Below are 11,199 nucleotides of genomic sequence, written 5' to 3' on the forward strand. Positions count from 1 at the left end.
GTCTTCACTCGGACACGCGCCGCCCGCGGCCATAAATCAGCAGCATGCCGATGATGATCGTGCCATAAATAATCTGTCGAACCATGTCGGGGATCTGGATCACCGACAGGATGGACTGCAGCAGTGTGATCAACACGACGCCGACCACCGTACCCAGATACGAACCTCGACCGCCGAGGATGTTGGTGCCGCCCAGCACGACCGCCGTAATCGCCGGCAACAGATAGGCTTCGCCCATCGCCTGGTAGGCCTTGGTCGAGTAACCTGTCAGCAGCACGCCGACCGCCGCCGAGCATGCGCCGGCAATCACGAAGCAAAGCAGCGTGACGCGCCGCGTATCGACACCTGACAGGTAGGCCACGCGCTCACCGTTGCCCACGGCGTAAATGGCGCGGCCCATCGTCGTGCGATGCAACAGAAAAACCGTTGCGGCGCCGATCACGATCCACACCAGCAAGGCATTGGGTAGGCCCAGAAACGAGCGACCGGTGGCGATCAAATGCATCGCCGGCGTCGCGCGGTCCTGCGGCGCAAAGCCACCAGTGCGCACGACAACCAGGCCCTGCGCCACCGCGTTGACGCCGAGCGTGAAGATCATCGACGGCACCCTCAGATAAGCCACGCCAATGCCGTTGACCAGGCCGCACAGCGCACCGCAGGCAATACCGAACGGGATGGCAATGTTCGCCCCGGCGCCGCCCCACCAACCGGCCGCTGCCGCCGACATCACCCCGCCGACGGTGACAACCCAGGGCACCGAGAGGTCGATACCCCCGAGCAGGATGACGAGCATCGCGCCGGTGGCAACAACACCGAGAAAAGAGGCGATTTGCAGCTGCAACAGCAGGTAGCCGGCCGACAGGAAGTTACTCGAATAAAGGCTGCCCAGCAACACCAGCACCAGCGAGCTCAGGGCCGCGGCCACCACGGGCATGTGCCCTGATTTTCGGAGCCAAAAAAGAAGCTCTGTCATAGGCCGCCCACTCACTTGAAGAGATCGAGTCGGTTGCGCAGTTTCAGCAACTGCAAAGAACCCAGGCTGACCGCAAACAGCAGGATAACCCCCTGGAAGAGCGGTTGCCACAGCGGGTCAAGATCGAACACGAACAGAAGGTCGCCGATCGTACGCAATACGAAAGCGCCAAAGATGGAGCCAATGGCACTGCCTGCACCACCGGCCAGAGAGGTGCCGCCGATCACCACGGCCGCGATTGAGTTCAGCGTATAGGTACCGCCAAGCGACACCGAGGCTTCGCCCGAATAGGTGATGAAGGTCAATAACAGGCCACCGATCGCCGCCAGCAGCCCCGAGAGCGTGTAAGCGGTGATCTTCGCCCGGCCGATCGGCACGCCGGACATATAGGCGGCACCCTCAGCCGAGCCGATGGCCAACGCCGAGCGGCCGATCACCGAGCTTCGGTAGGGCACCCAGATGACGGCGACCACCAATGCCAACAGCAACAGCGACGACGGAACACCACCCAGCTGCGCGCCGGTCAAGGCCTCGGCGAGAGCCTCCTGCACATTGCCGCCAGGCACCGGCCGCAGGGCCAGCGCAAGACCGAAATAGACGGTGCCGGTGGCGATCGTGGTGATGATGGGCTGCAGGCGCCCATAGACAATGATGACGCCATTGATCAGCCCGCACAGGGCGCCCATAGCCATGACGACCAGCACACCCAGCGTCGCCTGCGCCGGCGTGCCAACCACCAGATGGGAGGCCAGGCAATTGGCCAGCACGAATACCATGCCCACCGACAAATCGATTCCGGCGGTCAGCACCGGCAGGGTCTGCGCCATCGCCACGATGGCCAACAACACGCCTTTGTTGGCCGCCGTCGTAATCACCGGCACCGTCCAGCCCGTCTGGTACTTGGCGATGTACAGCGCAAAGATCAGGACAAACATGGCAGCCGCCGCAAACGCGCCACGATGCTCACGAAAGTGAAAACGAAATTCCTGCCGATTCAAACCGTAACACCGAGGTTGAGCGCGCTGGCGACCAGCGCGTGTTCGGTCATATCGTCGCCTTGCAGCCAGCACACCACGCGGCCGTCAAAGAACACGGCCACGCGGTCGCAACATCCAATCAGCTCGGCGTAGTCGGTGGAATACAAAAGCACCGCCACCCCGTCGTCCGCCAGTTTTCGCAACAGCCGGTAGATATCCTGCTTGGTGCCGACATCAATGCCGCGCGTCGGGTCGTTGAGCAACATCACACGCGGCGCATTGAGCAACCACTTGCCAATCACCACCTTCTGCTGGTTGCCCCCAGATAGCGTGCTGACGGCATCGGCGGTGTCCGGCACCTTGATGGACAGCCGGTTAACCATCTCCGCAGTCGCCCGGGCCTCGTCGGCAAAGCGGATCACACCGGCAAGGCTCAAGCGCTCCAGCGCGGCGAAGGTCAGGTTGTCGCGCACACTCATGGGCAGCATCAGGCCGTCGGTCTTGCGGTCCTCTGGCACCAGCGCGATGCCGATGTCGGCCTGCTTGGCGGCCCGGGGGCTATCGACCGTGATCGTCCTGCCGTCGATCTGAATCTGGCCGCTGACGCCGCGCAGCACACCAAACAGCGCAAAGAAGAATTCGCGTTGCCCCTGCCCGTCCAGGCCACCCAGACCGACGATCTCGCCGGCGCGCACCGACAGGTCAATGTCGTGCAGGCGCCCGCCCCAGTTCAGGTGTTTCACATCCAGTGTCGGCGGCTTGCCGTCATCCACCTTTTGCGCAGAGCCATCGGCCGCGCCGCGCGATGCGGGCTTGGGTGGAAACGCATGGCTCACCTCGCGCCCAATCATCATTTCCACGATCTCATCGGAGGTCTTGGTACCCGCCGTGAAGGAGGCGACATGTCGCCCATTGCGATAGACAGAGCAATCATCGGCGAGTTCGTCGATCTCCGACATGCGGTGCGAGATGTAGACAATGGCGAGCCCCTCGTCGCGCAGCTGCTTGAGCAGCGCGAACACGCGCTGCACGTCCGCCGCCGTGAGTGCCGAAGTAGCCTCGTCCAGGATCATGAGCTTCGGCTTGCGCCCGACGGCCTTGGCAATTTCGACCATCTGACGGCGAGACAACGGCAAGTCGCGAACCAGGGCCAAAGGATGGACGTCCTCACAACCGACCCGTGCCAAGGCCTGTTCCGCGAGGCGACGCTGCGCGCGCTGGTCGATAAAACCGAACCTCCGCGGGGGATTGGTAATGCCGATGTTGTCCGCGACACTTAAGTCCGGCATGAGCGACAGTTCCTGGAACACACTGACGATCCCCGCCCGGCTCGCCGACGCCGGGCCATCGAGCACGATGGGCTGGCCGTCGAACTCGATGCGGCCGGCATCGGGGATGACAACGCCGGACATCACCTTGATAAGGGTCGACTTGCCAGCGCCGTTCTCACCCAGAACGGCGTGAATTCGCCCCCGCCCGCACTCAAGACCTGCGTTCTCAAGCGCCCGAACCCCGCTGTAGCGCTTGGACACACCCTGCATGCGCAGCAACGGACTCATGCTACTGATTGGTTTCCGTCTTACCCATGATTTCTTGCGCCGTAAAGCCAATCTTGCAGGCGTCAAATGAATTCCCGACGAAGAAGTTGTCGGCCAGATCCGGATAGAAATCCACCCCCTTCTTCAAATTGGGGTATTCGACCAGGGACATGGGCAAGGCGATGGCCTGCGGTATTTTTTCGCCTTGAAGCGCCGATATGGCCGCCTTGATGGTCACTGCGACCTGGGCCGGGCCGGTTCCCGCCGAAGAACAATGCAGACCTTGCGCGGCGTACTTGTCGCACAGCTTTCGGAAGCCATTTTCAGTCTCCCCAGCGACCGGGACCATCGGATGTTTGGCATCCAGCATCGCCTGGACCGCGCCGGCCGAGCCACCCTGGGTGTAGACGCCGGCAAAGGTCTTGTGAATGGCGATCGCGTCGGCGGCGGCCTTCTGGCCGGTGCCATCGTCCCATTTGCCAATCACTTCCACCACTTCGAAGTTCTTGCCTGACTTCTTCAGGACGTCATGGAAGCCGTCGTGACGATCTCGGTCAACCGAGTTGCCGGACACACCGCGAACCTCAAGAATCTTGCCGCTATCGGCCTTGATTTCCTTGAGCAGCCAGCGGGCCGCGACGCGGCCAAGATCGACTTGATCCACGTTCACGATCACATTGTCGGGCGACTCAATCACGTTGTCGAAGGACAGCAAGATGACACCAGCCGCCTTGGCCTTTCTGGCCACCGGGGCAAACGCGGCCGGATTGAGCGCGTTGACGATGACCGCGTCGTAGCCCGCGTCAATGAAGTTGTTCGCGGCGGCGATCTGCGCAGGCAGGTCTTCTCCGGTCGAGACGACCTTGAATTCTTTCAAGTTGGCCTTGACGCCGGGTTGCTCGGCGTACGCCTTGGCCGTCTTGATCATCTGGATTCGCCAGGTGTTGCCGACGAAGCCGTTGGCCAAGGCAATGCGGTAAGGCCCCTTCTTGGCGGGCCACTGGAAGAACTGAGTCTTGGCGTCCCAAGGCTTGTAGCAAGCCGGGTCAGAACTGGGGCCGGGAACAATATTGGGCGCGGCCAGCGAAAAGCCGGCGGCCAGCAGGCCCACGGCTGCGGCGATACGAGTGCGGTACAGCATGCTATCTCCTTTGCTCGTTTAGAAACTCGACTGCCATTCAGGCGACAAGGAACTCGACAGAACCCAAGAATTGGCCGAATAAGTTTACGAATTACGGGCGCCAATACAAGCCTCCTGGCCCGTGAATTGTTAGGGCTACCCCCTGAAATATCAAAGAACGATGCGTTTTTTTCTCGGCGAAAGTTCAATACCAACCAGCCCGCCGACCGCTGACCATTGAATAATCGAGTGATCGAATCAAGGGAATTGTGTGAAAACCAAAAATTTCTTCATCGCTTGCTGTATGGCAGCCACAGCCTGCGCCGCCCATGCCTTCCAGATCACCAGCCTCTCGCCCCAGGGCGAAGTGGCACGGGTGCGCCAGGTGGTGGTCAAGTTTGATGAAAGCGCCGTCAACTTCGGCGACCCCAAGGCCCCGGCGCCCTTGAGTCTCAGTTGCAGTGACGCCCAAGCCACCCAGGGCTCCGGGCGCTGGATCAATGACCGCCAATGGGCTTTTGATTTCGAGCGCGACCTGCCGCCCGGTATCGCCTGCTCGCTGCAGGCTCGTTCAGGCATCAAATCGGCCTCTGGCGCCCATCTGACGGGCGCTACCAGCTATAAATTCAATAGTGGAGGACCGTTTGTGCAGCAGATTCGCCCGTATGAGGGCAGCCGCATTGACGAAGAGCAATTCTTCATCCTGCAGCTCAACGGTGACGCCACGCCGGCCAGCGTGCAGGCCCATGTGTGGTGTGCCGTCGACGGCCTGGGCGAGCGCGTGGCGGTGCGTCTCATCGAGGGCAAGGACCGCGCGGCGCTGCTGAAGTCGCAAAACTTGGAGCGGGCCGCCGAGAAAGCGCCCTTGAGCATCGTGACCCTGGCCTGTAACCGGCGCCTGAGCGCTGAAGCCAAGGTGCAGCTGGTGTACGGCATTGGCGTCGCCACCCCCGCCGCCGGTGGCACACCCAACGGCGTAGTCAATTCGGTTGAAAAGCGCTTCAACTTTCAGGTGCGCGAGCCTTTTACCGCCAGCTTCAGCTGTGAACGCGAAAACGCCCAATCAGCCTGCCTGCCGATCCGGCCCATGAGCCTGAACTTCAACGCGCCGGTGCCGCGAAAACTGGCCGAGGGCATCCGCCTGAAATCCGACAAGGACACCTTCAAACCCACGTTCGACAAGGAAGACAGCGACGGTGACAACGTGGTGAACAGCGTGTCGTTCAACCTCATTTTTCCGGAACAGACAAAGTTCACGCTGGAGTTGCCCAGGGACTTCAAAGACGCCTCCAACCGCCCGCTACGCAATGCCGACGGTTTCCCCCTCAAGCTCGCCACCGGCGCCATGCCGCCACTGGCCAAGTTTGCGGCGGCGCCGTTTGGCATTGTGGAGCGCTTTGCCGAGCCCAATGCCAAGATCGACACCCCTGCCCTGCTGCCGGTGACCCTGCGCAATGTGGAAGCTGCGCTGCAGGTCAAAGGGCTGAACCCCACGTCAGCGCAAGCGGCGCAGAGCCGGGCCGCGGCTGGTGGCAAGGTCAGCGATTTCAAGCCGGGCACGGACGCCGACATCATTGCCTGGTTCCACAAAGTGCAGCGCTATGACGACTACACCGTGTCGCGCCGCCAGGCCGCCGTCGACGTGAAAGGCTCGCTGCCCAAGGTACTGGAAGCGCGCGACATGAACGAGGTGCAAAGCCGCATGGTGTCTTTGCTGCAAGGCCAAACCGGCGTCAAGACACTGGATTTACCCAAGCCCGCCAACAACGACCCGCGCCCTTTTGAGGTGGTGGGCATCCCGCTGTCACCGGGCTTTCATGTGGTGGAGATCGCCTCGCAAAAGCTGGGCACCTCGCTGCTGGACGAACGCCACGGCGAGTCGCGAACCATGTACGTGCGCACCTCGGCGCTGGTAACCAACCTGGGCGTGCATTTCAAGCTCGGGCGCGAGAACGCGCTGGCCTGGGTCACCACGCTGGACAAAGGGCAGCCGGTGGCCAATGCGAAGGTGCGGGTATCGGATTGCCACGGCCGCGAGGTGGCCACCGCCACCACCAATGCCCAGGGCATCGCCAGCCTGACCGGCATCGCGCCCGTCGCACCCACTTGCTCAGGTGACGGCAGCTATAGCCAGGCCTACTTTGTCAGCGCCCGCGCCTTGCAGCGCGGCAGCGACAGCGGCAAGAGCAAAGACAGCGTGGAGGACATGAGCTTCACCTGGAGCGACTGGCACCGCGGCATCGAGCCGTGGCGCTTCAACGTGCCCACCAGCCGCGAGGTCCGTCCCGACGAACGGGCGCACACGATCTTTGACCGTACCCTGTTACGGGCCGGCGAAACCGTGTCCATGAAGCACATCCTGCGCACCGAGACTTCTCAGGGCTTTGGCTTGGCCGGGACGCAACCCGTCACGCTGGTCGTCACCCATGTCGGCAGCGGTCAGCAGTACACCCAAGCCCTGGCCTGGCGCAAGACCGCCACCGGCGGCCAAAGCGCCGAGAGCACGTTTGCGATACCGCCTGCCGCCAAGCTTGGTGTGTACGAGGTGACGCTGCGCGCGGACGAACGTGGGGAGCATCAGCGCAGCTTCAGCACCGGCCAGTTCCGTGTTGAAGAATTCCGCCTGCCGGTGTTCGAAGGCCGCGTCACACCCACCGAGAAGAAAGCGCTGGTCAATGTGAAGTCGGCCCCGCTCGATGTGCAGATCAACTACGTCGCCGGGGGCGGCGCGGTGAATCTACCCGTGCGCGTGTCAGCACTGGTGCGCGGCAAATACTTGAGTTACAGCGACTTTGACGCCTTCAGCTTCTCGCCGCCACGCGGCCAGCGTGAGACAAGCACCGAGGGCGAAGAGGAAGTCAACGCCAGCCAAGACGCCCGCGTGATTGCCGACAAGCTGCCGCTGACCTTGGACAAGAACGGCGCCGGCAAGCTCAACCTCGACCAGGTTCCCACGGCGCGGCAACCGCAGGAGCTGCTGCTGGAAGCCACTTACGCCGACCCGAATGGCGAAGTGCAAACCATCCGCAGCGTCAACACCTTGTGGCCGGCCGGTGTGGTCGCCGGCATCAAGACCGAGGGCTGGGTATCGAGCAGCCAGAAGATCAAATTCCAGGCGCTGGCGCTGGACCTGAGCGGCAAAGTGCTGGCCGGCGTGCCGCTGGAAGTCAAAGCCACGGCGCGCATCGTCACCACCAGCCGCAAGCGCATGGTCGGCGGTTTTTACACCTACGACAACAAAACCACGCTCAAAGAGCTGGGCTCGGTCTGCAGTGGCAAGAGCGATTCGCGCGGCCTGCTCCTGTGCGGAACCAGTTTGGGTGAGCCGGGCGAGATAGAGCTGGTGGTCACGGCCAAAGATGCAGCCGGCAACAGCATTCAGGCCGCCAGTTCTGTCTATGTCACCAAACAGGGCGAGCTGTGGTTCGGCGGCGAAAACCATGACCGCATGGACGTGCTGCCGGAGAAGAAAAGCTACCAGCCCGGCGAGACCGCCCGCTTCCAGGTGCGCATGCCCTTCCGTTTTGCTACCGCCCTGGTGGCGGTGGAGCGCGAGGGCATTGTGGAAACGCAGGTGGTGCAGCTCAACGGGCAAGACCCGACGATTCAACTGAAGATCAAGGAAGGTTGGGGGCCGAATGTGTACGTGAGCGTACTGGCCCTGCGCGGGCGCTTGCGCGAGGTGCCCTGGTACAGCTTTTTCACCTGGGGTTTCAAGGCGCCGCGTGAGTGGTGGACCTCGTTCTGGTACGAGGGTCGCGAGTACGTGGCGCCTACCGCCCTGGTCGATTTGAGCAAGCCCGCCTTCCGCCTCGGTCTGGCTGAAATCCGGGTCGGCACCAAGGCACACCAGCTGGATGTCAGCGTGAAGGCCGACAAGGAAAGCTACGCCGTGCGCACCCAGGCCAAAGTCACTATTCAAGTCAAACTGCCGAACGGCCAACCCGCCGCGAATGCCGAAGTGGCGCTGGCCGCCGTTGATCAGGCGCTGCTGGAGCTGATGCCCAACACCAGCTGGAGTCTGCTGGACGCCATGCTGCAACGCCGTGCCTGGGGCGTGGAAACGTCGACGGCGCAAATGGAAATCATTGGCCGCCGCCACTATGGGCGCAAGGCCGTGGCGGCCGGCGGCGGTGGCGGCCGCAGCGGCACGCGCGAGCTGCTGGACACGCTGCTGCTGTGGAACCCAAAAGTGCAACTGGACGCCAAGGGCCAGGCCGTGGTGACCGTGCCCCTGAACGACGCCCTCACCACCTTCAAAATTGTGGCGGTGGCTGATGCGTCTACCGGCCTGTTTGGCACCGGGCAAACCTCGATCCGCGCCACGCAGGATTTGCAGATCATCAGCGGACTGCCGCCGCTGGTGCGCGAGGATGACCAGTTCCGCGCGCAGATCACTGTGCGAAACACCACCAAGCAGGCGATGAAAGTGGAGGTGACACCGCGCGCCACGCTGCTGGATTTGAAACCACAAACGGTGGACATTCCGGCCGAGGATGCACGCGAAGTGGCCTGGATGGTGACGGCACCGGCGCAACTGGCGCAAATTCGCTCCGAGGCCATCCTGTGGGAGATCGAAGCAAAAGACACGGTGACCGGTGCCCGCGATGCCTTGAAGGCCCGCCAGCGCATCATCCCTGCCGTGCCGCTCACGGTGCAGCAGGCCACGTTGGTGCAAATCGACGGCCCGTTTTCGCTGGACGTGAACCCGCCGGCCGATGCCTTGCCCGGCCGTGGTGGCCTGAAGCTGGCACTGCAACCCAAGCTGGCCGAGGGCATGCCGGGCGTGCGCGACTGGTTTGCCAATTACCCCTTTGCCTGCCTGGAGCAAAAAACCAGCAAGTCGGTGGGCCTGCGCTCAGGAGTGCTGTGGCAAACCGTGCTCAATCAAATCCCCAGCTACCTCGACAGCGACGGCCTGGCCAGCTACTTTCCGCCACGCGATGGCGAAGCCAGCCGGGGCAGCGACACGCTCACCGCTTATCTGCTCGCCAGCACACATGAGGCCGCTACATTGGCCCCCGCCTTTGCCCTGAGCGACGAAGTGCGCGCGCCGATGGAGCGCGGCCTGATCGCGTTTGTGGAGGGACGCATCCAGCGCGAGTTCTGGAGCCCGCGCAAGGATCTGGACGTGCGCAAACTCGCCGCGCTGGAAGCCCTGTCGCGCTACGGCAAGGCGCAGGGCCGCATGCTGGCGAGCATCACCCTGGCGCCGAATCAGTGGCCGACCCACGCGGTGATTGACTGGCTCAACATCCTCAAGCGTGTGCAAGATGTACCGGACCGCGACAAGCGCATGGCTGAGGCGAATCAGATCCTGCGTTCGCGCATCAGCTACCAGGGCACGAAGATGATCTTCTCCACCGAGAAAGACGATTACTGGTGGTGGCTGATGCAAAACGGCGACGTCAACACCGCGCGCCTGATGCTGGCCGTGATGGACGACCCGGCCTGGAAAGACGACATGGGGCGTCTCGCCAACGGCTTCATCGGCCGCCAGCAGCATGGCGCCTGGCACACCACCACGGCCAACCTGTGGGGCGGGCTGGCGCTGGAGAAGTTTTCAGCCAAATTTGAAGCGGTGGCGGTAGCGGGCACGACCAAGGCCAGCATGACGAACGCGGCAAGCGCCAGCAGCGCAGGCACCGCCAGCGTGGACTGGAGCAAAGTCGACCGCATCAAAACCACCGACGCCTCCGGCGCCCCGCACCAGACCACCTGGTTCGGCGCACCCGCCGCACCCGGCAATCTGCGCAACAACACCATGTTCCTGCCCTGGGGCAAGACGGCGGCGAAGGACACCCTGAGCGTCACCCACCAAGGCTCCGGCAAGCCCTGGCTGACGCTGCAGTCGGTGGCGGCCATCCAGTTGAAGGAGGCGTTCAACGCCGGCTACCAGATCAAGAAAACCATCACACCCGTCGAGCAGGCCAACAAGGCGCTGCCTGCAGGTAGCTACACCCGCGGCGACGTGCTGCGCATCACGCTGGAGGTGAACGCCTCGGCCGACATGACCTGGGCCGTGATCACCGACCCGGTACCGGGCGGCGCCACCATCCTGGGCAGCGGCCTGGGGCGCGATTCGGCGATTGCCACGCAAGGCGAGAAGCGAACGGGCGCGGGCTGGCCGGCATTTGAAGAGCGCAGTTTCGAGTCATTCCGCAGCTATTACGAATACCTGCCCAAGGGGGTCGTGAAAATGGAATACACCATCCGGTTGAACAACGTGGGCGAGTTCTCGCTGCCGCCGTCACGCGTCGAGGCCATGTATGCGCCGGAGATGTTTGGGGAGGCGCCGAATGCCAAGGTTAAGGTCGAGGCGGCGAAGTGAGGGGGCGGTTACGACCAAACTGGACATTCGGCTGTGTGAATTCACCGCCGAAAAGCTGAGATTCAGAAACGCAAATCTCGAGGTGTGGATGTCCGCAATGCGGCGACTCGATTTGACGGACGAACTTCACTTCAAGTTAAGGTTTGTAGGATGCCCGCCCGTGCAGGCGTTCAACATTGCTTTGCCTACTGACGCGGGTGGGCGTCGTATAAACCTCGATGGAGGAAACCGCGGCTGTGACCAATCTTGGCAGACCCAGC

5 protein-coding genes are annotated in these 11,199 nt (G+C 62.8%); 1 reads left to right on the forward strand and 4 read right to left on the reverse strand.

What is annotated here, in order from left to right:
- Nucleotides 1–4: 4 nt before the first annotated feature.
- Genes C5P05_RS28320 through C5P05_RS28335 form a run of 4 tightly spaced genes read right to left on the reverse strand, consistent with a single transcriptional unit; the run spans nucleotide 5 to nucleotide 4,629 of the window.
- On the reverse strand, nucleotides 5–934 hold the full coding sequence (locus C5P05_RS28320) for an ABC transporter permease (RefSeq protein ID WP_232834691.1): 930 nt from the start codon (nucleotides 932–934) through the stop codon (nucleotides 5–7).
- Between the two features lie 50 nt (nucleotides 935–984).
- Nucleotides 985–1,908 (reverse strand): ABC transporter permease, encoded by a 924-nt coding sequence (locus C5P05_RS28325; protein WP_114973226.1) that lies wholly within the window; start codon nucleotides 1,906–1,908, stop codon nucleotides 985–987.
- A 59-nt stretch (nucleotides 1,909–1,967) separates the two neighbouring features.
- Nucleotides 1,968–3,509 carry a sugar ABC transporter ATP-binding protein gene (locus tag C5P05_RS28330; protein WP_198674893.1) on the reverse strand — a complete coding sequence of 514 codons (1,542 nt, stop codon included), beginning with the start codon at nucleotides 3,507–3,509 and terminating at the stop codon, nucleotides 1,968–1,970.
- A gap of 1 nt (nucleotide 3,510) precedes the next feature.
- Nucleotides 3,511–4,629, reverse strand: coding sequence for a sugar ABC transporter substrate-binding protein (locus C5P05_RS28335; protein WP_114973200.1), 1,119 nt, complete (start codon nucleotides 4,627–4,629; stop codon nucleotides 3,511–3,513).
- A gap of 283 nt (nucleotides 4,630–4,912) precedes the next feature.
- Between C5P05_RS28335 and C5P05_RS28340 the strand changes: the two genes are divergently transcribed.
- Nucleotides 4,913–10,939, forward strand: a complete 6,027-nt coding sequence (locus C5P05_RS28340) for an alpha-2-macroglobulin family protein (protein ID WP_114973228.1) — start codon at nucleotides 4,913–4,915, stop codon at nucleotides 10,937–10,939.
- The last annotated feature ends 260 nt before the right edge of the window (nucleotides 10,940–11,199 follow it).

Origin of the sequence: Rhodoferax ferrireducens (genome assembly GCF_003347515.1) — a bacterium.
Lineage (GTDB): Bacteria > Pseudomonadota > Gammaproteobacteria > Burkholderiales > Burkholderiaceae_C > Rhodoferax.

Bases quoted from the DNA above. Each gene is read 5' to 3' on its own strand.
- C5P05_RS28330 (WP_198674893.1), bottom strand. From the start codon at position 3,509: ATGAGTCCGTTGCTGCGCATGCAGGGTGTGTCCAAGCGCTACAGCGGG.
- C5P05_RS28320 (WP_232834691.1), bottom strand. From the start codon at position 934: ATGCCCGTGGTGGCCGCGGCCCTGAGCTCGCTGGTGCTGGTGTTGCTG.
- C5P05_RS28325 (WP_114973226.1), bottom strand. From the start codon at position 1,908: ATGTTTGTCCTGATCTTTGCGCTGTACATCGCCAAGTACCAGACGGGC.
- C5P05_RS28340 (WP_114973228.1), top strand. From the start codon at position 4,913: ATGGCAGCCACAGCCTGCGCCGCCCATGCCTTCCAGATCACCAGCCTC.
- C5P05_RS28335 (WP_114973200.1), bottom strand. From the start codon at position 4,629: ATGCTGTACCGCACTCGTATCGCCGCAGCCGTGGGCCTGCTGGCCGCC.